At 61.8% G+C, this 20,829-nt stretch carries 22 protein-coding genes; 17 read left to right on the forward strand and 5 right to left on the reverse strand.

Going from position 1 to position 20,829, the window contains the following annotated elements:
• From CO676_RS06075 to CO676_RS06085, 3 genes are all read right to left on the reverse strand, one after another.
• Window positions 1-847 (reverse strand): VCBS domain-containing protein (locus CO676_RS06075; RefSeq protein WP_210202617.1); only part of this gene is annotated, 847 nt, incomplete at its 3' end.
• A gap of 788 nt (window positions 848-1,635) precedes the next feature.
• Window positions 1,636-3,192 (reverse strand): VOC family protein, encoded by a 1,557-nt coding sequence (locus tag CO676_RS06080; protein ID WP_097519961.1) that lies wholly within the window; start codon window positions 3,190-3,192, stop codon window positions 1,636-1,638.
• 66 nt (window positions 3,193-3,258) lie between these two features.
• A complete protein-coding gene (locus CO676_RS06085) occupies window positions 3,259-4,119 on the reverse strand; it encodes an SDR family NAD(P)-dependent oxidoreductase (RefSeq protein ID WP_014765607.1) in 861 nt (286 codons plus the stop codon).
• Window positions 4,120-4,270: 151 nt separating this feature from the next.
• On the opposite strand from CO676_RS06085, the gene CO676_RS06090 reads away from it, so the two are divergent.
• Complete coding sequence (locus tag CO676_RS06090) at window positions 4,271-5,023, forward strand: Crp/Fnr family transcriptional regulator (RefSeq protein ID WP_041414602.1); 753 nt, start codon at window positions 4,271-4,273, stop codon at window positions 5,021-5,023.
• Between the two features lie 126 nt (window positions 5,024-5,149).
• A complete protein-coding gene (locus tag CO676_RS06095) occupies window positions 5,150-5,533 on the forward strand; it encodes a response regulator (RefSeq protein WP_014765605.1) in 384 nt (127 codons plus the stop codon).
• A 14-nt stretch (window positions 5,534-5,547) separates the two neighbouring features.
• On the opposite strand, the gene cysQ is transcribed toward CO676_RS06095, so the two are convergent.
• Window positions 5,548-6,324 (reverse strand): 3'(2'),5'-bisphosphate nucleotidase CysQ, encoded by a 777-nt coding sequence (gene cysQ / locus CO676_RS06100; RefSeq protein WP_097519962.1) that lies wholly within the window; start codon window positions 6,322-6,324, stop codon window positions 5,548-5,550.
• 381 nt (window positions 6,325-6,705) lie between these two features.
• Here cysQ and CO676_RS06105 point away from each other — a divergent pair, with 381 nt between their 5' ends.
• The 11 genes from CO676_RS06105 (at window position 6,706) to CO676_RS06155 (ending at window position 17,505) form a co-directional block, all read left to right on the forward strand.
• Window positions 6,706-7,608: a branched-chain amino acid ABC transporter permease gene (locus CO676_RS06105; RefSeq protein ID WP_014765603.1), complete on the forward strand. Its 903-nt coding sequence runs from the start codon at window positions 6,706-6,708 to the stop codon at window positions 7,606-7,608.
• A 4-nt stretch (window positions 7,609-7,612) separates the two neighbouring features.
• On the forward strand, window positions 7,613-8,998 hold the full coding sequence (livM, locus tag CO676_RS06110) for a high-affinity branched-chain amino acid ABC transporter permease LivM (RefSeq protein WP_014765602.1): 1,386 nt from the start codon (window positions 7,613-7,615) through the stop codon (window positions 8,996-8,998).
• Complete coding sequence (locus tag CO676_RS06115; RefSeq protein ID WP_097519963.1) at window positions 8,998-9,885, forward strand: ABC transporter ATP-binding protein; 888 nt, start codon at window positions 8,998-9,000, stop codon at window positions 9,883-9,885. The genes livM and CO676_RS06115 overlap by 1 nt, the downstream gene beginning before the upstream one ends.
• Window positions 9,882-10,607, forward strand: a complete 726-nt coding sequence (locus tag CO676_RS06120; protein ID WP_014765600.1) for an ABC transporter ATP-binding protein — start codon at window positions 9,882-9,884, stop codon at window positions 10,605-10,607. The genes CO676_RS06115 and CO676_RS06120 overlap by 4 nt, the downstream gene beginning before the upstream one ends.
• A 21-nt stretch (window positions 10,608-10,628) precedes the next feature.
• A complete protein-coding gene (locus tag CO676_RS06125) occupies window positions 10,629-10,973 on the forward strand; it encodes a DUF6867 family protein (protein WP_014765599.1) in 345 nt (114 codons plus the stop codon).
• A 115-nt stretch (window positions 10,974-11,088) separates the two neighbouring features.
• Window positions 11,089-12,207, forward strand: a complete 1,119-nt coding sequence (locus tag CO676_RS06130) for a branched-chain amino acid ABC transporter substrate-binding protein (RefSeq protein ID WP_014765598.1) — start codon at window positions 11,089-11,091, stop codon at window positions 12,205-12,207.
• A gap of 250 nt (window positions 12,208-12,457) precedes the next feature.
• Window positions 12,458-13,477, forward strand: coding sequence for a biotin synthase BioB (gene bioB / locus CO676_RS06135; RefSeq protein ID WP_097519964.1), 1,020 nt, complete (start codon window positions 12,458-12,460; stop codon window positions 13,475-13,477).
• Window positions 13,474-14,616, forward strand: coding sequence for an 8-amino-7-oxononanoate synthase (locus CO676_RS06140; protein ID WP_097519965.1), 1,143 nt, complete (start codon window positions 13,474-13,476; stop codon window positions 14,614-14,616). The genes bioB and CO676_RS06140 overlap by 4 nt, the downstream gene beginning before the upstream one ends.
• Entirely contained in the window at window positions 14,616-15,254 is a 639-nt protein-coding gene (gene bioD / locus CO676_RS06145) for a dethiobiotin synthase (RefSeq protein WP_179875416.1), read from the forward strand. Before CO676_RS06140 ends, bioD begins: the two co-directional genes overlap by 1 nt.
• On the forward strand, window positions 15,251-16,519 hold the full coding sequence (locus tag CO676_RS06150) for an adenosylmethionine--8-amino-7-oxononanoate transaminase (RefSeq protein WP_014765594.1): 1,269 nt from the start codon (window positions 15,251-15,253) through the stop codon (window positions 16,517-16,519). The genes bioD and CO676_RS06150 overlap by 4 nt, the downstream gene beginning before the upstream one ends.
• Window positions 16,516-17,505, forward strand: a complete 990-nt coding sequence (locus CO676_RS06155) for a beta-ketoacyl-ACP synthase III (protein WP_097519967.1) — start codon at window positions 16,516-16,518, stop codon at window positions 17,503-17,505. The genes CO676_RS06150 and CO676_RS06155 overlap by 4 nt, the downstream gene beginning before the upstream one ends.
• A gap of 26 nt (window positions 17,506-17,531) precedes the next feature.
• On the opposite strand, the gene CO676_RS06160 is transcribed toward CO676_RS06155, so the two are convergent.
• On the reverse strand, window positions 17,532-17,984 hold the full coding sequence (locus CO676_RS06160) for a MarR family transcriptional regulator (protein WP_179875417.1): 453 nt from the start codon (window positions 17,982-17,984) through the stop codon (window positions 17,532-17,534).
• A 177-nt stretch (window positions 17,985-18,161) separates the two neighbouring features.
• Between CO676_RS06160 and CO676_RS06165 the strand changes: the two genes are divergently transcribed.
• The 4 genes from CO676_RS06165 (at window position 18,162) to CO676_RS06180 (ending at window position 20,817) form a co-directional block, all read left to right on the forward strand.
• On the forward strand, window positions 18,162-19,151 hold the full coding sequence (locus CO676_RS06165; protein WP_097519968.1) for an alpha/beta hydrolase: 990 nt from the start codon (window positions 18,162-18,164) through the stop codon (window positions 19,149-19,151).
• Between the two features lie 237 nt (window positions 19,152-19,388).
• Window positions 19,389-20,222, forward strand: a complete 834-nt coding sequence (locus tag CO676_RS06170) for an urease accessory protein UreD (RefSeq protein ID WP_097520313.1) — start codon at window positions 19,389-19,391, stop codon at window positions 20,220-20,222.
• A gap of 27 nt (window positions 20,223-20,249) precedes the next feature.
• Window positions 20,250-20,552, forward strand: a complete 303-nt coding sequence (locus CO676_RS06175) for an urease subunit gamma (RefSeq protein WP_097519969.1) — start codon at window positions 20,250-20,252, stop codon at window positions 20,550-20,552.
• A gap of 10 nt (window positions 20,553-20,562) precedes the next feature.
• Window positions 20,563-20,817 (forward strand): DUF1272 domain-containing protein, encoded by a 255-nt coding sequence (locus CO676_RS06180; RefSeq protein WP_097519970.1) that lies wholly within the window; start codon window positions 20,563-20,565, stop codon window positions 20,815-20,817.
• The last annotated feature ends 12 nt before the right edge of the window (window positions 20,818-20,829 follow it).

Here is a 20,829-nt window from a genome sequence, read left to right on the forward strand (position 1 = left end):
CGCCGCGGCTCGCCGCGACCGCCGCCGACACCGCCGGCTGGTCGTTGCTGCCGGTGATGGTCACCACGACGTCTCGACTGACCGTACCATCGGCCGACCACACCGTCAGCGTCTCTGTTACCACCTGGCCGGCGGTCAGTGCCTGCGTCGCCGCGCACGCGTTGTCGAGCACGTATGTCCACGCCCCCGTCGTCGCGTCGAAGCTGAAGCGGCCGTAGGTGCCGTCGAGCGCATTCTCTTGAGGCGCCTGGAAATGTTTCTGGCCGGTATCGACATCATAGACGTTCAGTGTGCCGGCGGCAGTCGCCGAACCGGGGTCGCCATTGCTCGTGCCTCCTGCTTCGATCACGGACCCTGCGGACGTGCCGCCGATCGCTGCCGCGTCGTTCTGGCCGACGATGTCCAGCGTCACTTTGGCGTAGCTGAGCGTGCCATTGGATAGCCGGATGGAATAATAGAAAGAGTCCTGAATAGACTCGCCCTCGGTCAGCGAATCCACGCTCCGGGCATTCTCAGGCGAATTGGAACCGTTATCGATCCTGAATTCGATCTTTCCGCTGTAGATTCGGATCCAGTTTCCTTCGGCGGTCTTCTCCCAGCCTGTTGTGATATTGCTCTGCAACAGCTCACTCATAAAATTCGAGCCGCCGTCGTCGATCGACCAGAGAGTCTTCGCCTTGCCGCCGAGATCGTTGGACATCACGTTCAGCGCGATGGTGCAGGTAGCCGCATCGTAGATTCCGGACGCCAGCAGCTGCTCTTCAGTCCATCCATAGGTGTCGCCCTGCGCCTGCGGAGCGTTGTTGAAGGATGTAGTGCTCCCACCACCTGTGGTCTGCGTCGCCATAAGCCCTCTCCATTACTTTGGGTGCCCTGCTCGGGTCGTGTGATTTCAAGTTTGATAGATAGCGGCGGCCTTTCCCTCCACGGTCCGGCCGTCGACCTGATATGCTGCTGTTTCAAGATTTCGCGCGCACGCGCAAAAGGCGTCTGAATTCCGTATTCGCAAACCCAGGTGACTCCCGGAGAATTCCGGGCAAGGGCGTCCAGAGTGGCTGTACCGTCGGGGATTGGAGAAATTCGTCGCGATGCAGATCGCGTTTAGGAAGGGTGTTGAAAACCGGCCAGCCCAGGCCGGCTTCCCCGTGTTCAAAGCCGGCGCGCCCTCATCGGGCGAAATTACTCTACACACGCCTGCTCCTCCCCGGACAGCGTTCAAGCAGCGGTCCGGTAATACTTTGCCAAATTTATTTTGAATCCCGTCAACCGCTTCTTAAACGTGTCAGCGGCTTGGGCAATCCCTATACTTTGTTAACTTCTTAACATTTTTGATAAATTAGAAAACTAATCTTTCTGATTACTACTTTAATGCAAAACGGAGTAAGCCTAGCCTGGTCTCTTATGATCGTCGCATGCTCATCCATCGAGCATTTATCTATACTGGAGAGCTTTCGGCCTGTCGTTAACACTGCATCCAGAAATTTATCGCCGCGTACATTCTTGCTACCAGCGAGCGTGATATGTCCCTCTCACCTTTGCCTCGTTCGGTCCCCGAGCCCGCCATATTCATTCCGCTAATTCGGCGCCGCACGCGGTCGCGACGCTGTTGCGAACGAGGAGTGCGCATCGCCATGGTCAAAGCCCGGTTTCCGTGAGCCACGGCCGAATGACAGCGACGTCTTCCGGGCCGATGCCGTGTCCCGTGTCCAGATCGACCGCCTCGAAATTCGCGCCGCTTTCCTGCAATTCCGCCTTCAACTGCGGCGCATGTTTGCCATAGAGGTCGTCCTTGCCGGTCAGCATCAAGACGTTCGTGCCCGCCAGATCGGCCTTCGGCGCATCCTCGAGAGCCGCCATCGCCCGCATCAGCACCGCATTCCTGATGACGCCCGGGTGAAGGAGCATGACGGCCGCCAGCAAATTTGCGCCGTTCGAATAGCCGATGAACACGGTCCTCGCGAGGTCGAGCCCGTAGCCCTCGCGCGCCTCTTCGACGAAGGCGGCGAAGGCTTCCGCTTCCGAGCGGATGTCGCGCTGGTCGAAGCTGGTCATCGACAAGCGGCGAAACCAGCGCGGAAATCCCTCCTCGGTGCTGCGGCCGCGCACGCCCATGAGCGTCGCGCGCGGATCGAGCTGGTGGCCGAAGGGAAGCATATCGGTCTCGTTGCCGCCGCTGCCGTGCAGCAGCACGAAGGTCCGTTCGTTCATCCGCTCCGGGTGATGGAAGCGGTGGACGAAGGGCAGCTCGCGAAGCGTCAGCCGCGGTTCACCCGGCAGCGCGAATTGCGGCAGCCGCACCACTGTCGCGGCGGGATCGCTGCTGAGATGCGGCGGCAGGAAGAGCTTCGAACCGAGCGCGTCCGGAAGTTCATCGATCGCAAAGCCGGGGCCGTCCGTGGCAAGCTCGTACAGCGAGCCCCCCGGCTCGCGCACATAAAGCGAGAAGAAATACTTCCGGTCATGCGCGTTGGTGGCGCCGGCGTGTTCCTGCTCAAGATCGGCGCGCACGGCAAGAACCGTCGCCTCGTCCAGGGCGCGGAAAGCGATATGATCGATCGTGCCGGTGCCGGGCGCGGCGGCCCAGAAGCCACTCGCGTCGCGCACGTCGACGACATCGCCGGATGACGAGACGAGGCGATGGATCGTATCCGTCGCGGCAGCCTCGCGATAGCCGAAATGACTGCGAAGAAAGTGCGCCGTCTCCTTGGGCTTTTCGGTCAGCACGGTCGCTCCGCGCAAGCGCCGGATCGAGTCCGCTTCCGGAATGTCCCGGCTTGCCCAGGGCGCCGGCTCGGCGAGCGCATCGGTGCCGACCAGCTTGACGATCACCCCATCCGGATCCTTGAGCCGCAGCACGGGTTCGCCGAACTCCTGCGCCGGTCCGGTTATCTGAACGTTGAACTGCAGCGCGCGCGTCAGCCAGAAGCCGATGCTTTCCGCCGGGATGGCGAAGGCGATCTCGCTCGGCTGGCCGGAGCCGACGCGCCCCGGCGAACCATCCTCCCAGATCAGGAAGGAAACGAGCGAGCCGGGCGATCCCGACGCATCCCCATAGAAGAGATGCAATTGATTGGGATCTTCGAAGCCGCCGGTTCGCTTGACGAGGTGCAGGCCGAGGAATCCGACATAGAAGTCGACATTCGCTTGGACCTTGTGGCTGATCAGCGTGATGTGGTGGATGCCGCTGGGCACGGTCTTAGCCTCCTGCCGCCGTCCGTGGCGGTTCATGCTTGAAGATCGATCAAGTCGGAACGTCGTTCAATCCCGTTTTCCGGCGAGGAAGGCGCGGAAAGCCTCGCCATGCTCCGGGTGCCAGCGCGAAAGGGGAGGGCGGTTCTCGACGATATCGCCGGCGGCCCACAGGATGCGCTTTTCGTCCGTGGGCCTTTCGACCTCATTGTCGGGGCAGAGGATGTAGAAATCGCCACTGGCGAGGCTCTCCAGCATGAAATCGACCGTCTGCTCCGGCGTCCAGGCACCGGCCGGCTTTTCCGTGCGGCCATGCGCGGTCAGCGCCGTGTAGACGAAGCCGGGTATCAAGAGATGCGCATTGACCTTGCAGTTCTCGCTATTGCGCAACTCGTGCTGCAGCGCCTCGGTGAAAACTTTCACGCCGGCTTTCGAGACGTTGTAGGCCGGATCTCCGGGCGGCGTAGTGATACCCTGCTTGGAACCGGTATTGATGATCAGCGCGGGCTCGCCATGCGCGATCATGGCAGGCGCGAAAATGCGCGAGCCGTTGATCACGCCCCAGAGATTGACGCCGATCACCGCTTCCCAGTTCTCCAGTGGCCCGAACGTCGAACTGCCGGGCTGAATGCCGGCATTGTTCATCAGCACATGCACATGGCCGAATCGCTCGCGCGTGGCGCGCGCCAGCGCGACAAGCTCGTCGGCCCGGGAGACGTCCGTCGCGATCGCAGCGACATCGGCGGCCCCGCCCGGAGCAAACTTCGCCACTTTCGCCGCCGCCGCCTGCAGCCGCTCGCCGGCAAGATCGGCAAGCACGACCTTCATGCCGCGATCGGCGAAACGCATTGCTGCGGCAAGTCCGATGCCGGAGGCGGCGCCGGTGACGACGGCGACATTGTTTTTGGCGATGGCGGAATAGGACAACATGGTTCACAATCCTGCTTGCGACGGACGATCGAGGAGACATAGGGCCCGGTGGCGCACAAGTCCATGAGGGATGGGCGCCGATGGTTCTCCGAGGCACGATCCTGTTGTTCGGTCGCTGAGTGAGTGCGTTCCCCCCGCCGCGAGACATTCCATGGCTGTTGAAGGCAAGTTCGGCAAAGGCACACCCTGTCAGGACTGTCCCCTGCGGCCGCTCGACGTGTTCCGTCCGTTCACGCCAGAGGAACTCGCCTTTGTATCGGACTTCAAAATCGGAGAGCAGACCGTCGAAAGCGGCGCGACCATCCTTGCCGAAGGCGAGACAAGCGAGCATCTTTTCACTGTGCTCTCCGGTTGGGGATTTCGCTACAAGATGCTGGACGACGGACGCCGGCAGATACTGAACTATGTGATGCCCGGCGATATCGTCGGGCTGCAGGGTAGCCTCATGGGCGAGATGCAGCACTCGATCGAAGCGCTCTCGCCGGTTACCCTGTGCGTCTTCAAGCGAAGCAGGCTTGGTCAGCTCTACGGGCGCCATCCCGAACTTGCCTTTGACCTGACCTGGATTGCCGCCCGCGAGGAGCGCATATTGGACGAAAACCTCTTGAGCATCGGCCGGCGCTCGGCGCTCGAACGGGCGGCCTATCTCCTCGCCTTTCTCTATCAGAGGGCGGAGGTGCTGGAACTGTTCCGTGGCGGCCGCGTCGCCATTCCAATCACCCAGCAACATCTTGCCGACACGCTCGGCCTGTCGATCGTCCACACCAACAAGACACTGAGGAAGCTGGCCGCGCTCAAGCTCATTCGCTGGGCCGAAGGAGGGTGCAATGTCCTCGACATCGGCGGCTTGTTGGCGCTGGCCGGATGGGAGGGGTTCAAGGAAACGAAAAGGCCGCTGATTTGATTTCCGGAACTGGCTGTTTCAAAGGAGCGAGACATGTCTTTCTTAAATGCCATACTTCTCCGTCTGGCCTAGGGTGCGCAATGTGGTCCGGTCGCGGTAGAACGAGGGGACCGAGGATGCAAATAGATGATGAATCAGATTTCGCCGACCATCAGATCGGTGCTCGTTGTCGAGGACAACTTTCTCATCGCCATGGATATGGAGGAAATCCTCGGGGCGCTCGGCGTCACGAGCGTGCACATCGCCACCACAACTGAGAAGGCGATGGAAATTGTCGGCGCTCATCCGATCGACTTCGCCATTCTCGATATCAATCTCGGCGACGAGACGAGCTTCGCCGTTGCCGAATCGCTGATCGCACGGGGCATCAATTTCGGGTTCACCAGCGGCTACGGCGATTTGCTGGCCCTGCCCGGTCATCTCCGCGATATTCCGCGGATCGAAAAGCCTTTCAGCGAAGGCAGTCTCAGCAGTCTCATCGCGGCGGCTTTCCGTCCGGGAAATCCTTGAAGTCGAGCGGCGATTCACGCCGTGCCGCGCGAGATGAACCAGGGATTGGCGAAGTCGCTGTCGTTTGGCTGGTTGCGCTTGCCATAGGCAAGCGGCCCGCCGTCGATCGCCAACGTTTCCCCGCCCGCCGCCCGCAGGATCGCATCGCCGGCGGCGGTATCCCATTCCATCGTGCGACTGAAGCGCGGATAGATGTCGGCGTAGCCTTCGGCCAGCAGGCAGAACTTCAGCGACGAGCCGACGGCCTCATGGTCGGTGATGCGGTGTTCGGCGAGATAGACGAGCGTTTCGGCGCTGTTGTGCCAGCGGCTCGTCAGAGCGAGTGGCCGATCGCCGCATTTGCGGCAGCCGATAGGCTGCCATGAGCCACATATCCGGTTGTCTTCTACTGTTGCCTTGAAGGCCACTCCGCCGCTTGTCGCATAGATCACTCCGAGTGCCGGCGCATGGACGACGCCTGCGACCGGAGCGCCGTTTTCGATAAGCGCAATGTTGACCGTGAAGTGGCTGTTACGCTCGACGAATTCCTTGGTGCCGTCGAGAGGATCGACGAGGAAGAATGGCTTGCCGGCGATGTGCGGGGCATGCCCGGCGGCAACGGCTTCCTCGGCGATGACCGGTATGTCGGGAAAGGCGGTGGCCAGATCGTCAAGGATGATGCGCTCGGCACGATAATCGGCGTCGGTGACCGGCGAGGTGTCCGCCTTGTAGGTCACGGCTGGGCCGGTATTGTAGATTTCCATGATCGCCCGCCCGGCCGCAAGCGCCGATCTTTCTAATGCTTCCAACATCGTCCCTGTTCTCTGAGGTGCCGCGGCTCGATTCGGACGTATAGCCGTAGATCCTAGATCACGATGATTTCGGGCCAAATCAACTGGATATTAGTACCAGGAGAGTCATATTTTTTTCTCATAGGTTGATGACGCAGACGCCGCGCTTTTCTGATTTCCGCGCCGAAAATTGATCATTTTTGGTGCGAAGGCTGCAAAATTTTTGATTTTCTTGGCACGAAAAGCGTCAAATCGATTTTATCTCGGAAGAATCTGCGGGTCGCGCGATTTTTGACTTTCATTTTCGTTTGAAAGAGGTATGAAATCGGCTCAGAGTACGCTTGTGAACGAAAACTAATAAAAAGAGATCGGACCATCAGGATCCGGTCCAGGGGAAGATTGATGGAGTATTTCATCCAGCAGCTCGTCAATGGGCTGACGCTTGGGTCTATTTATGGTATGATCGCGATCGGTTATACCATGGTCTACGGCATCATCGGCATGATTAACTTCGCCCACGGCGATATATTCATGCTAGGCGGCTTTGCCGCATTGATTGTCTTCTTGCTTCTCACAACATTCATGGCAGGCATACCAGTTGTACTGGCGCTTTTGCTTATGATGATCGTCGGCATGCTGACGGCGGCACTTTGGAACTGGACCATCGAGCGGGTGGCTTACCGTCCGCTGCGTGGTTCCTTCCGTCTGGCGCCGCTGATTACTGCGATCGGCATGTCGATCGTCCTGTCGAACTTCATCCAGGTGACGCAGGGTCCGCGCAACAAGCCGATCCCGCCGCTCGTCTCGTCGGTCTATGAGCTGTTCGGGATCACAGTCTCCCTGAAGCAGATCGTCATCGTCGTCATTACTGCGATCCTGCTTTCGGTTTTCTGGTACATCGTCAACCGGACGCCGCTCGGCCGGGCACAACGCGCCACCGAACAGGACAGCAAGATGGCGGCGCTGCTCGGCGTCGACGTCGACCGGACCATCTCGGTGACCTTCATCATGGGTGCGGCGCTCGCTGCCGTCGCCGGGACCATGTATCTCATGTATTACGGCGTTGTCGTCTTCACCGACGGTTTCGCTCCGGGGGTCAAGGCGTTTACGGCCGCCGTTCTCGGAGGCATCGGCTCGCTGCCGGGCGCCGTTCTCGGCGGACTGCTGATCGGCCTCATCGAGTCGCTGTGGTCGGCCTATTTCACAATCGACTACAAGGATGTCGCGACCTTCTCCATTCTCGCGATCGTCCTGATCTTCAAGCCGTCGGGTATTCTCGGACGACCGGAAGTCGAGAAGGTATAGTTCCATGGCAAATGTTGCATCTACGACTGCAAGCGCCGGCAGTGAGCTGACGGCGCGGGCCCTGCGCGAGGCTGTCTTCTCGGGGCTCATCACGCTTGGGCTGTTCGTGCTGTTCGTCGGTCTCAAGACCGATCAGAACATCCGCAACGAGCTAATCCTCAACCAGCGCTGGGGCCTGCTGGCGATCTTCGTGATCACCGCCATGGTCGGCCGCTTCCTCATGGTTGCCTACGTGCAGCCATGGCTCGCTCAACGCAAGGCGGTCAAGGCCGCTGCTCCAGAGGTGGCGAAGGAGGAGAGCTTCTTCAGCCGCAACTTCTCGAAGATCGCGATCCTCGCGCTTGTGCTCTATCCGCCAGTCATCGTCGCGCTTTTTGGCATCCAGGGTTCGCTCAAATGGGTCGACAATTTCGGCGTACAGATCCTGATCTATGTGATGCTCGCCTGGGGTCTCAACATCGTGGTGGGCCTCGCCGGTCTGCTCGACCTCGGCTATGTGGCCTTCTATGCGGTCGGTGCCTATTCCTATGCGCTGCTCTCCAGCTATTTAGGCCTGTCCTTCTGGGTGCTGCTGCCGGTCGCGGGCCTTCTCGCCGCCTGCTGGGGCGTGGTCCTCGGCTTCCCGGTACTACGATTGCGTGGCGACTATCTGGCGATCGTGACGCTCGCTTTCGGTGAGATCATCCGCCTCGTGCTGATCAACTGGACCGAGGTTACCAAGGGCACGTTCGGCGTGTCGGGCATCGCCAAGGCGACACTGTTCGGCATCAAGTTCGATGCCTCGAAGGACGGCTTCGCGGCGCTGATGGGGCTTCCGATCTCTTCGGCCTACTACAAGATCTTCCTCTTCTACCTGATCCTTGGCCTGGCGCTGTTGACGGCCTTCGTCACCATCCGGCTGCGCCGCATGCCAGTCGGTCGGGCCTGGGAAGCGCTTCGCGAGGACGAGATCGCCTGCCGTTCGCTCGGCATCAACACGACGACCACGAAGCTGACTGCATTTGCCACGGGCGCCATGTTCGGCGGGTTTGCAGGCTCGTTCTTCGCGGTGCGCCAGGGCTTCGTATCACCGGAATCCTTCGTCTTCCTCGAGTCGGCCGTCATCCTTGCCATCGTCGTGCTCGGCGGCATGGGGTCTTTGACCGGTATCTTCGTCGCTGCGGTCGTGATGATCGGCGGTACGGAGATCCTACGCGAACTCACCTTCCTGAAGATGATCTTCGGGCCCAACTTCACGCCTGAACTCTATCGCATGCTGATCTTCGGGCTTGCCATGGTGGTGGTCATGGTCTGGAAGCCGCGTGGCTTCGTCGGATCGCGCGAACCGACCGCCTTCCTGCGCGAACGCAGGGCGGTCTCCGGCAGCTTCACCAAGGAAGGGCATGGCTGATGACCTTCGAGACGAGCACAATGACAAAAGACCCCATTCTCAAGGTTGAGCGCCTGTCTATGCGCTTCGGCGGTCTCATGGCCATCAACGACTTCTCCTTCGAGGCGGAGCGCGGCGAGATCACCGCGCTGATCGGCCCGAATGGGGCGGGCAAGACGACGGTGTTCAACTGCATCACCGGGTTCTACAAGCCGACGATGGGCATGATCACCATGCGGCAGAAGTCCGGCGATGAGTTCCTGCTGGAGCGTCTACCCGATTTCGAAATCACCAAGCGCGCCAAGGTGGCGCGCACGTTCCAGAACATCCGGATGTTCTCGGGCCTGACGGTTCTGGAAAATCTGCTGGTGGCGCAGCATAACAAGTTGATGCTGGCTTCCGGCTACACCATCCTCGGCCTGCTCGGCTTCCCGGCCTACCGCCAGGCTTCCAAGGACTCGATCGACCTCGCCCGCCACTGGCTCGAGATGGCGTCGCTCATCGATCGTGCCGACGATCCGGCTGGTGACCTGCCGTATGGTGCCCAGCGGCGGCTCGAAATCGCTCGCGCCATGTGTACCGGACCGGAGCTGCTTTGCCTCGACGAACCGGCAGCGGGCCTCAATCCGCGCGAATCGGCCGCTCTCAACAACCTGCTGCAGACCATTCGCCGCGACACCGGCACATCCATCCTGTTGATCGAGCACGACATGTCCGTGGTCATGGAAATCTCCGACCACGTGGTGGTGCTCGAATACGGACAGAAGATTTCCGACGGCAATCCGGATTTCGTGAAGAATGATCCGAGGGTCATCGCGGCCTATCTGGGCGTCGAGGACGAAGAGGTTGAAGAGGTGATCGAACAGATCGAAGAAATCGAAAGCGAGCAGGGAGGCACCCAGCCATGACTGCTCCGCTGCTGAATGTAAGAAGCGTCGAGACCTATTATGGAAATATCCGGGCGCTGAACGGCGTCGATGTCGAAGTCCATCGTGGAGAAATCGTTGCGCTGATCGGCGCCAACGGCGCCGGCAAGTCCACGCTGATGATGACGATCTGCGGCAAGCCGCAGGCGCGCACGGGTTCGGTCTTCTTCGAAGGGCAGGACATCACGCGCATGCCGACCCACGAGATTGCCCGTCTCAGGATCGCCCAGTCGCCGGAAGGCCGCCGCATCTTCCCGCGCATGACCGTGCTTGAAAACCTCCAGATGGGCGCGAGCCTCGACAATCTGAAGCATTTCAAGGACGACGTGGAAAAGGTCTTCACGCTCTTCCCGCGGCTCAAGGAGCGGCAGGCTCAGCGCGGCGGGACGCTCTCCGGCGGTGAACAGCAGATGCTGTCGATCGGCCGGGCGCTGATGGCCCGACCGAAGCTCCTGCTGCTCGACGAGCCGTCGCTCGGCCTCGCGCCGCTGATCGTCAAGGGCATTTTCGAGGCGATCAAGAAGCTCAACAAGCAGGAGGGCCTCACCGTGTTCCTGGTCGAGCAGAACGCCTTCGGGGCGCTCAAGCTTTCCGACCGCGGCTACGTCCTCGTCAACGGCCGAGTGACGATGAGCGGAACGGGCAAGGAGCTGCTCGCTAATCCGGAGGTCCGCGCAGCCTATCTCGAAGGCGGCCGGCATTGATGCACGCTGGAGTTAAGTGACATGCAAGGAATTCTCTACGAAGAAGCCTCCATCTGGCAGTTTCTGTTCATCACCTGCGTCCTCGGCGGCTGGACTGCATGGCGGACCGGCAAGAGCGTCGCGGAAAGCTGGGGAGAGGTTCCGCGGCTGCTCGTCTACGTGGCCCTTTTGGGGCTTGCTATCCGCTTCGTGCACCATGCGCTTTTCGGCGGCACGATGTTCAGCCCGCAGTACTATATCGTAGACACGCTCGTGCTTTTGTTGTTTGCTACCGCCGGTTACCGGTACTACCGGACCAAGCAGATGTCGAACATGTACTACTGGCTCTACGAGAAGACCTCACCTTTCTCCTGGAAGGCCAAATAAGGGAACAGCGCGTGCCGGTCGGGTGCGGCCGGTGCGAAGGAACACCGGCGCGATTATGGTGGGCATTGCGCAGGCTTATGAAACGAGACCCGCTCGAATATTTGGGAGTAACAAAATGAAAAAGTCTCTTCTGTCGGCTGTGGCGCTGACGGCAATGGTCGCCTTCAGCGGCACCGCATGGGCCGATCTCCTGATCGGCGTCGCTGGTCCGCTGACCGGCCCGAACGCCGCATTCGGCGCCCAGCTCCAGAAAGGTGCGGAGCAGGCAGCCGCCGACATCAACGCTGCAGGCGGCATCAACGGGGAACAGATCAAGCTTGTGCTCGGCGACGACGTTTCGGACCCGAAGCAGGGCATTTCGGTCGCCAACAAGTTCGTTGCCGACGGCGTGAAGTTCGTGGTCGGCCACTTCAACTCGGGCGTTTCGATCCCCGCATCGGAAGTCTATGCCGAGAACGGCATCCTTGAAATCACTCCGTCTGCGACCAACCCGCAGTTCACCGAACGCGGCATGTGGAACACGTTCCGCACCTGCGGCCGTGATGACCAGCAGGGTGCAGTTGCCGGCGCTTACCTCGCGGCCAACTTCAAGGACGCCAAGATCGCCGTCATTCACGACAAGACTCCTTATGGTCAGGGCCTTGCCGACGAAACCAAGAAGTCAATGAACGAAGCCGGCCTCACCGAGGCTCTCTACGAAGGTATCAACATCGGCGACAAGGACTTCTCGGCTCTCATTGCCAAGATGAAGGAAGGCGGCGTCTCGGTCGTCTATTACGGCGGCCTGCACACGGAAGCCGGCCTCATCATGCGTCAGATGAAGGACCAGGGCCTGAAGGCAACGTTCATGTCGGGCGACGGCATTGTTTCGAACGAGTTGGCTTCGATCGCCGGTGACGCCGTCGATGGGACGCTGATGACCTTCGCTCCGGATCCGCGCAAGAACCCGGCCTCCAAGGAACTCGTCGAGAAGTTCCGCGCTGCCGGCTTCGAACCGGAAGCTTACACGCTCTATTCCTATGCCGCCATGCAGGTGATCGCCGATGCTGCCAAGGCCGCCGGAGGCAACGATCCGCAGGCCGTTGCCGAAGCGATCAAGGCCAAGGGTCCGTTCAAGACCGCAATCGGCGAACTCGGCTATGACGAAAAGGGCGACATCACCCGCCCGGACTACGTCATGTATACCTGGAAGAAGGGTGAAGACGGCAAGTTCAGCTACTTCCAGAACGAATAGTTTCGTTCCGACGCTTAACAGCGAGCGAGGCCCGGCGTGCAAGCGCCGGGCCTTTGCTTTTCGCAAAGGCCCGAACCGCTGTCGGCGAGACATTGCGAGGAGCTTGTGAACGCCGCGGCCGGGTCCGCCGCGGGTTCGATCGGCGTGGAAGAATTCCGATAGGCGGTTGCGTCCCTCTCCACCGACGAATTATAGATAAAATGTGATTCTATCTATACTAGTTGCGGTGAGCAGAGGGAGATAGCCAGGAATGCGGGATGCGATCGTAACGAACGGAGCAGAATCGGTCAGCTCCGGCGCCGATGAAACGCGTTGGAGTTTCGCTGAGGCGCAAACTATCTATAATTGGTCCTTCAACGATCTTCTGTTCCGGGCCCAGTCCGTCCACCGCATCCATTTCGATCCGAACGCGGTGCAGATGAGCCGGCTGTTGTCGATCAAGACCGGCGGATGTGCGGAGGATTGCGGCTATTGCAGCCAGTCGGCGCATTACCCAACCGGCCTCAAGGCGTCGAAGCTGATGGAGGTCGAACGGGTCATCGCCGAGGCACGCAGGGCCAAGGACGGCGGCGCGACGCGCTACTGCATGGGGGCCGCCTGGCGCGGGCCGAAAGAGCGCGATATGGAGGCGATCGCCGCGATGGTGCGCGGCGTCAAGGCGCTCGGGCTGGAAACCTGCATGACCCTCGGCATGCTGTCGCCGGCCCAATCGGAGCGGCTCGCAGAGGCCGGGCTCGACTACTACAACCACAATGTCGATACTTCAGAGCGCTTCTACGGCGAGATCATCACCACCCGGACCTTCGCCGACCGGCTGGAAACGCTTGCCAACGTCCGCGACGCGGGCATCAAGGTCTGCGCCGGCGGCATATTGGGCATGGGCGAGACAATCGATGATCGGATCTCGATGCTGGTGACGCTCGCCAATCTTCCGGCGGCGCCGGAAAGCGTGCCGATCAACATGCTGATACCCATTCCCGGGTCGAAGCTTGCCGATGCGGCGCCGGTCGATCCGATCGACTTCGTCCGGACGATCGCGCTTGCCCGCATCCTGATGCCGCAGTCCCATGTCCGCCTATCGGCCGGTCGCACGGACATGAGCGACGAGATGCAGGCGCTCTGTTTCTTCGCCGGGGCGAATTCGATCTTCGTCGGCGAGACGCTGTTGACGGCCGACAATCCCGGCGAGGACCACGACGCGGCACTCTTCCGCCGCCTCGGACTGAAGCCGATGGAATTGCAGCCGGCGGAGATGGAGCCGGCCGAATGATCGCCGATGGTCTGGGCCGCTACGCGAAAACCCTGGCTGAACTCGAGCGAAAGGGCCGGCACCGCGCGCTTGTCGCCCGAGCGGGAATTGATTTCACCTCGAATGACTATTTGGGCCTTGCCAACGCGCCGCGCCTGAAGGCGGCGATCGCCGCGGCGCTCGATCGAGGCGTGCCGGTCGGCGCCAGCGGATCGCGGCTGTTGCGCGGCAATCATCCGGAGCATGAGGCGCTGGAGTGCGAGGCGGCTGAATTCTTCGGCGCGGATCGGGTGCTTTTTTTCGGCAGCGGCTATGCCGCCAATGTTGCACTGTTTTCGATCCTGCCGCAGCGCGACGACATCATCGTTCACGACGCGCTGATCCATGCGAGCGCCCATGAGGGCATTGCCGCAAGCAAGGCGCAGGCGGTTGCCGTAAGACACAACGATGTCGATGCCTTTGCCGACGTCATCCGGAAGTGGCGCAGCGCCGGCGGAACCGGGCATCCGTGGATTGCCGTCGAAAGCCTCTATTCGATGGACGGTGATAGAGCGCCGCTCGTGGACCTTGCGGCGCTCGCAGAAGAGCACGACGGCTTCCTGGTCATCGACGAGGCCCATGCCACGGGTGTTTTCGGTCCCGGTGGCCGCGGGTTTTCGGCGGCGCTCAAGGGTCGGGAAAAGCTCGTGGTGCTGCACACCTGCGGCAAGGCGCTCGGCGTTTCCGGCGCATTGCTCGGTGCGAATGGGCTCCTTTGCGACTATCTCGTCAACCGCGCTCGCGGCTTCATATATTCGACCGCACCGTCGCCCTTGACGGCCGCCGCGGTTCGCGAGGCGTTGCGGATCGTCGCGGACGAACCGCAGCGTCGGGCGGACTTCGACGCGCTCAGCGCCTTTGCCAATGCAGCTCTTGCCGCTACGCTCGGGGTCGAAGGCAGCGGATCGCAGATTCTTCCGGTGATGATCGGCGACAATGGGCGCGCTGTGAAGATCGCCGATCGCCTGCGCGAGGAGGGGTTCGACATCCGCGCGATCCGCCCGCCGACGATTCCTGAGGGCACGGCGCGACTCCGAATCGCAATCACCCTGAATGTCGACAGGCCCGCGATCGTGCAGATGCTGGAACGGCTGAAGGTCGCGATTGCGGAGGAGAGATGATGACATCGCGCATCGTGATCACCGGCACGGATACCGGCATCGGCAAGACCGTCTTCGCCGCCGCACTCACCGATGCCCTTGCCGGCTGCTACTGGAAGCCGGTGCAGTCCGGGCTCGACGGCGAAACGGACAGCGAAGCCGTCCAGCGGCTCGGCCGGATAGACGCTCGCCGAATCCTGCCGGAGGCCTACAGGCTCGCCACACCCGCCTCGCCGCATCTCTCTGCCAGGCTCGACGGCGTGACGATCCGGCCAGAAAGCCTCTCCCCGCCTAAGACCAACGCGCCGCTCGTCATCGAAGGGGCGGGTGGGTTGCTGGTGCCGCTGACGAAGCGGATGGTCTTTGCCGATGTTTTTGCGCGCTGGCGAATTCCCGTTGTCCTCTGCACCCGCACTGGACTAGGCACGATCAATCACACGCTGCTGTCGCTCGAAGCGCTGCGCGCCCGGTCGATTCCGGTTCTCGGCGTCGCCTTCATCGGCGATGAGCAGCCAGACACGGAAAGCATTATCGCGGAACTTGGTCATGTCAGAGTGCTTGGGCGGCTGCCGCGGCTCGAACTATTGACGCCCGACCGTCTCCGCCAGGCCTTTCGCGAACAGTTCAAGGTGGACGATTTCGGAGAGGTGCTGGCATGAGCGTCTCGCCGGTGTGGCACCCCTTCACCCAGCACGCGCTGGAGCCGGCGATGAAGCATGTCGTCCGCACCGAGGGCGCCTATCTCATCGACGAGGATGGCTCGCATATTCTCGATGCGATCTCGTCCTGGTGGGTAATCACCCACGGCCACCGGCATCCGGCGATCATGGAGGCGATCCGGCGTGCCGCGGAAACCCATGACCAGGTGATCTTTGCCGAATACACCCACGCGCCAGCGGAGGAACTGGCCAAGGGCCTGATCGGGATCGCGCCCGCCGGATTGAAGCACGTCTTCTATTCCGACAGCGGCTCGACCGCGGTGGAGGTGGCGCTGAAGATGGCGCTTGGCTACTTCCACAATATCGGCGCGCCGCGCAGCCGCGTCTGCGTGATGGAGCACAGCTACCATGGCGACACGATCGGCACGATGTCGGCCGGCGAGCGCGGCGTCTTCAATGTGGCTTACGAGCCGCTTCTCTTCGCCGTCGACCGGTTGCCATTTCCCGAAGCCGGTCGCGAACAGGAGACGCTCGACGCGTTCGAGGTTTATTGCGCTTCCGGCCAGGTGGCGGCGCTGCTCATCGAACCATTGGTCCTCGGCGCCGGCGGAATGAAGGTCTATCCACCCTTCGTCCTTGCCGAACTGAAGCGGATCGCGGAACGGCATGGCACTCTCCTGATTGCCGATGAGGTGATGACCGGCTGGGGCCGCACCGGCACACTTTTCGCCTGTGAACAGGCGGGCATTGCGCCCGACATCCTGTGCACGTCGAAGGGCTTGACCGGCGGCGCGCTGCCGCTGGCGGCGACCCTGTGCACGGTCGAGATATTCGACGCGCATCTGTCGGCGGACCGGCGCCGGACCTTCTTTCATTCCAGCTCCTATACGGCCAATCCGATCGCCTGCGCGGCGGCCGTCGCCAATCTCTCCGTGTGGAAGTCGGAGCCGGTCGGCGAACGCATCGAAGCGCTTGCCGCGAAGCAGCGGCGGCATCTGCAGCGCTTCGGCGCCGATCCGCGCTTCCGCTATGTTCGCCAGGCAGGCACGATCGCCGCGCTCGACCTTGCCGTACCGACGGGGGGCTATCTTGCAGATGTCGGGCCACGGCTCAGGGCCTTCTTTCGAGAGCGCCGGGTGCTCATCCGCCCGCTTGGCAACGTCATCTATCTGATGCCGCCCTATTGCGTCGTCGATGCCGATCTCGACCGGGCCTATGAGGCGATCGACGCGGCGGCCTCGGCCTTTGTATCGGGGCGGCTATGAGCATCGTCCGCTCATCCCACCTTGCCGGCTTTGGCCACTCTGTGCCGGCGCGGCGCGTCGACAATGCCGAGATCGAAACGCAACTCGGCCTCGAGCCGGGCTGGATCGAACGCCGCACCGGCATCCGGGCGCGGCGCTGGGTCGAGGCGGGCGATACGCTGAGCGGCCTTGCGACCAGGGCCGGCGAAGCCGCGCTTCAGGATGCGGGGGTTTCGCGCGGGGAAATCGCCTTGACGCTGCTTGCGACCTCGACGCCCGATCACCTGCTGCCGCCCACTGCGCCGCTGCTTGCCCATCGCCTCGGGCTTGCCAATTCCGGCGCGATCGACCTCGCCGGCGCCTGTTCGGGCTTCCTCTACGCGCTGACGCTTGCAGATGGGTTCGTTCGCGCGCAGGGAGAGCCGGTCCTTGTCGTTGCCGCCAATATCCTGAGCCGTCGCATCAACCAAGCGGAAAGGGCAAGCGCCGTGCTCTTTGCCGACGCGGCCGGCGCCGTCGTCATCATGCCGTCGGACGATCCACAAAAGGGGGTGCTTGGCGTCGATGTGGCCTCGGATGGGAGCGGCTACGATCTGATTACGATTCCCGCCGGCGGCAGCAGCCAGCCCTTTGCTTCAGGGATGGCGGCGGAGGATGCATTGATGACGATGCGGGACGGGCGGGAGGTGTTTGTCCGCGCCGTCGAGATGATGTCGGCTTGCGCAACCCGCGCGCTCGCCGCTGGGGGACTTGGCCCGGCGGATGTCAGCCGCTTCGTGCCGCACCAGGCGAATGTCCGGATCTTCGATGCGGTTTGCAACAATCTCGGCATCGACCCGTCGAAGACCGTCCGGACGATCCAGGAGCACGGCAACTCGTCGGCTGCGACGATCCCGCTGTCGCTATCGCTGGCGCACAAGGCCAAGCCCTTCATCGCCGGTGAAAAGCTGTTGCTGACGGCGGCCGGCGCGGGGCTGACCGGAGGGGCGGTGCTCGTCAGTATCTGAAGCGGGACGTGAGAGTGCTGTAATCGCTACCGCAACAGCGAGGCGCGGAGTGCGACGATTTCCTGCTTGAGCCGGCCGATCTCGGCGGGCTGCATTCCTGTCGCATCGAGGATGCCACATGGAACGGTGCTGGCCTTTGCCTTCAGCGCCCGGCCAGTTTCGGTCAAGCGCACGCGGACCTGCCGCTCATCGGCCCGGTCGCGAATCCTCGATATATAGCCGATCGCCTCGAGACGCTTCAGCATGGGAGTGAGGGTGCTCGACTCAAGAAAGAGCTTCTCGCCGAGACTGCCAACGGTCTGATCGTCCTTTTCCCACAGGACAACCATCACGAGATATTGCGGGTAGGTGAGGTCCAATTCATCGAGCAGCGGCTTGTAGACGCGCGTGAACGCGTGGTTCGCGGAATAGATCGCAAAGCACAGGAAATTATCGAGCTTCATCAACTCTTGGGGCGAGGGAATGTCTGCCTTCGTCATGGTCTTCTTCCGAGTTTTCCGCAAAGGTACAATAAATCGTTCGCGATATAATCGCAAGGTATTGACAGGAGAACTAGCGCGCCGTAAGGATCGTGCACGATTTAATCGATAACGACTAAAGTTCGATTTATATCGTGCGCGATTTAATTAGCCGCCTCACGAAGGAGCGACAATTCGATGACGAAGGTTCAGGACAGTACAGCCACCGTTTCCAGGAGGGAGATGCTGACGGGAGCACTCGGCGCCGCCAGCGCGGTCGCCGCGCTTGCCGTCTCGCAGCCAGGCGCCGCGGCGGATACAGTGAAGCCATCAACCACCGAAGGAGCAAGGACCATGGGAAGCAGGATCACCACTCGCGACGGCGTTGAAATCTACTACAAGGACTGGGGCCCAAAGGATGGGCCGGTCGTCATCCTCAGCCACGGCTGGCCGCTGTCATCCGATAGCTGGGAAGCCCAGGCCTTCCATCTGGCCAAGGATGGTTTCCGCGTCGTCACCCATGATCGCCGCGGCCACGGCCGGTCCAGCCAGCCCTGGGACGGCAACGACATGGATCACTATGCCGACGATCTTGCCGATCTGATCGAGCAACTGGATCTGAAGGGTATCTTCCTGGCCGGCTTCTCGACCGGCGGTGGCGAGATCGCCCGCTATATCGGTCGCCACGGCACTCGTCGCGTCGCCAAGGCCGGGCTGATCTCGGCAGTGCCGCCGCTGATGGTCAAGACCGACAAGAACCCCGGCGGCTTACCCAAGGATGTGTTCGATGGCTTGCAGGCCGCAAGCCTCACCTACCGCTCGCAACTCTACAAGGACATCGCTTCTGGTCCGTTCTTCGGCTTCAACCGGCCAGGCGCGAAGCCGTCGCAGGGGATGATCGACAGCTTCTGGCTGCAGGGCATGACCGGCGGCCACAAGAATACCTATGATTCGATCGTCGCCTTCTCGCAGACCGACTTCACCGAGGACCTGAAGAAGTTCGACGTGCCGACGCTCATCATTCACGGCGACGACGACCAGATCGTTCCGATCGACGCCGCCGCCCGGGCCTCGAAGAAGCTCATTCCGCATGCGGAACTGAAGGTCTATCCGGGCGCGCCGCATGGCATCACGGATACCCACAAGGAGCAGTTGAACAAGGACCTGCTGGAGTTCGCGCGATCCTAGGGTAATGCGTGCCAGAGTGGCCATTGGAAGGGCGCCGCAAGCCGGCGCCATTCCTCGTTTGGGGAAGCCGCGCGGTTTCGCTCCTGCTTTCAGCCGCCCGCCCGCCCGAGTTTGGTTTCTTTCGGCAGGACAGATTGTGCTTGCGAAACAGAGACTTGACTTTAATCATGCCATTTCAGACGATGCCGCATCACGATGCACGTCGAAATGGCGTGCCGGCAAGGACATCTGAAGACGTTGAGTGACGCGGCGATCATCGCTCCGCAAAGGGCGTGGGGAAAAGGGCGGCTTGTTGCCAAGTCCGAAAGAGGGCGCACGCGCATCGCCGAGCTCTACCAGGAAGGCTGCGCCAAGATCCGTTTGCCGAAGACCTTCGACGGTTCGATGGAAGCGGTGCTCATCAACTCTTCCGGCGGCGTCACCGGTGGCGACCAGCTCGAGTGGGGTTTTGCGGCCGGCGAGGGGACGAGCCTGACGCTGACCACGCAGGCCTGCGAGAAGATCTGCAAGGCGAGCGCCGGCACGGCTGCAATCACGACACATATAGCCGCCGCCGCCGGAAGCCGCGTCGATTGGCTGCCGCAGGAGACGATCCTCTTCGACCGGGCCTCGCTGTCGCGTTCGCTCGAGGTCGACCTGGCGCCGGATGCAAGTTTTCTCGCGGTGGAGGCGGTGCTCATCGGCCGCAAGGCGATGGGTGAGGCGGTGCATGCCGGCTTGTGTCGCGATCGCTGGCGGGTGCGGAGCGGCGGCGGGCTGGTTCATGCAGAAAACCTGACGCTTGCCGACGACATTGCGAGGCTGACCGCCAGGCCCGCAACGCTCGGCGGCGCGGCCGCCTTCGCGACGCTCCTCTATATAGCGCCGGATTGCGAAGCGACGTTTTCGAAGCTGCGCGGAGTGCTCGCTCCGGTAGTACAGGCGGGCGTCAGCCACTACCGGGTCGGCGGTCGCGACAAGCTCGTCGCCCGGGTCGCCGCTCTCGACGGATTCGAGCTTAGAAAAATCCTCGTCCCGCTCATTTCGCACTTGCGTAAAGACGCGTCTGTGCCGAAAGTCTGGACTCTCTGATCCCGCAGTCAATCCGGATAGCGACGCATGAATCTCACTCCGCGCGAAAAAGACAAGCTATTGATTTCCATGGCGGCAATGGTGGCCCGCCGGCGCCTGGAGCGAGGCGTCAAGCTCAATCACCCTGAGGCGGTTGCCCTCATCACCGACTTCGTCGTCGAGGGTGCGCGCGACGGCCGGTCCGTTGCGGAATTGATGGAGGCCGGCGCGCATGTGCTGACCCGCGACCAGGTGATGGTGGGCATCCCCGAGATGATCCACGACATCCAGGTCGAGGCGACTTTTCCGGATGGGACGAAGCTCGTCACCGTTCACGAACCCATCCGGTAAGGAGAGATCGATGCTGAGCCTGCGTCCGAACTGCGAATGCTGCGACCGTGACCTGCCACCCGAAAGCCGGGAGGCGATGATCTGCACCTTCGAATGCACCTTTTGCGCCGATTGCGCCGAGGCGAAGCTTGGCGGGATCTGCCCGAACTGCAGCGGCGAACTGGTACGCCGTCCGGTGCGCCCGGCTGCGATGCTGAAGAAATATCCGGGCTCGGCGGAGCGCGTGCTGAAGCCGCAAGGCTGCGCGCCAGCGACGGTCGCGTAAGGGGGACAGGAG

The organism is Sinorhizobium sp. BJ1 (assembly GCF_002531555.1).
In the GTDB taxonomy this organism is placed as follows: domain Bacteria; phylum Pseudomonadota; class Alphaproteobacteria; order Rhizobiales; family Rhizobiaceae; genus Sinorhizobium; species Sinorhizobium fredii_B.

Excerpts from the sequence above, each read along its gene's own strand:
- CO676_RS06140 (WP_097519965.1), top strand. The coding sequence starts at position 13,474 with ATGATCGCCGATGGTCTGGGCCGCTACGCGAAAACCCTGGCTGAACTC.
- CO676_RS06115 (WP_097519963.1), top strand. The coding sequence starts at position 8,998 with ATGACCTTCGAGACGAGCACAATGACAAAAGACCCCATTCTCAAGGTT.
- CO676_RS06125 (WP_014765599.1), top strand. The coding sequence starts at position 10,629 with ATGCAAGGAATTCTCTACGAAGAAGCCTCCATCTGGCAGTTTCTGTTC.
- CO676_RS06180 (WP_097519970.1), top strand. The coding sequence starts at position 20,563 with ATGCTGAGCCTGCGTCCGAACTGCGAATGCTGCGACCGTGACCTGCCA.
- cysQ (WP_097519962.1), bottom strand. The coding sequence starts at position 6,324 with ATGTTGGAAGCATTAGAAAGATCGGCGCTTGCGGCCGGGCGGGCGATC.
- bioD (WP_179875416.1), top strand. The coding sequence starts at position 14,616 with ATGACATCGCGCATCGTGATCACCGGCACGGATACCGGCATCGGCAAG.
- CO676_RS06160 (WP_179875417.1), bottom strand. The coding sequence starts at position 17,984 with ATGACGAAGGCAGACATTCCCTCGCCCCAAGAGTTGATGAAGCTCGAT.
- CO676_RS06090 (WP_041414602.1), top strand. The coding sequence starts at position 4,271 with ATGGCTGTTGAAGGCAAGTTCGGCAAAGGCACACCCTGTCAGGACTGT.
- CO676_RS06105 (WP_014765603.1), top strand. The coding sequence starts at position 6,706 with ATGGAGTATTTCATCCAGCAGCTCGTCAATGGGCTGACGCTTGGGTCT.
- CO676_RS06175 (WP_097519969.1), top strand. The coding sequence starts at position 20,250 with ATGAATCTCACTCCGCGCGAAAAAGACAAGCTATTGATTTCCATGGCG.
- CO676_RS06150 (WP_014765594.1), top strand. The coding sequence starts at position 15,251 with ATGAGCGTCTCGCCGGTGTGGCACCCCTTCACCCAGCACGCGCTGGAG.
- CO676_RS06130 (WP_014765598.1), top strand. The coding sequence starts at position 11,089 with ATGAAAAAGTCTCTTCTGTCGGCTGTGGCGCTGACGGCAATGGTCGCC.
- CO676_RS06085 (WP_014765607.1), bottom strand. The coding sequence starts at position 4,119 with ATGTTGTCCTATTCCGCCATCGCCAAAAACAATGTCGCCGTCGTCACC.
- CO676_RS06095 (WP_014765605.1), top strand. The coding sequence starts at position 5,150 with ATGATGAATCAGATTTCGCCGACCATCAGATCGGTGCTCGTTGTCGAG.
- CO676_RS06155 (WP_097519967.1), top strand. The coding sequence starts at position 16,516 with ATGAGCATCGTCCGCTCATCCCACCTTGCCGGCTTTGGCCACTCTGTG.
- CO676_RS06165 (WP_097519968.1), top strand. The coding sequence starts at position 18,162 with ATGACGAAGGTTCAGGACAGTACAGCCACCGTTTCCAGGAGGGAGATG.
- CO676_RS06120 (WP_014765600.1), top strand. The coding sequence starts at position 9,882 with ATGACTGCTCCGCTGCTGAATGTAAGAAGCGTCGAGACCTATTATGGA.
- bioB (WP_097519964.1), top strand. The coding sequence starts at position 12,458 with ATGCGGGATGCGATCGTAACGAACGGAGCAGAATCGGTCAGCTCCGGC.
- livM (WP_014765602.1), top strand. The coding sequence starts at position 7,613 with ATGGCAAATGTTGCATCTACGACTGCAAGCGCCGGCAGTGAGCTGACG.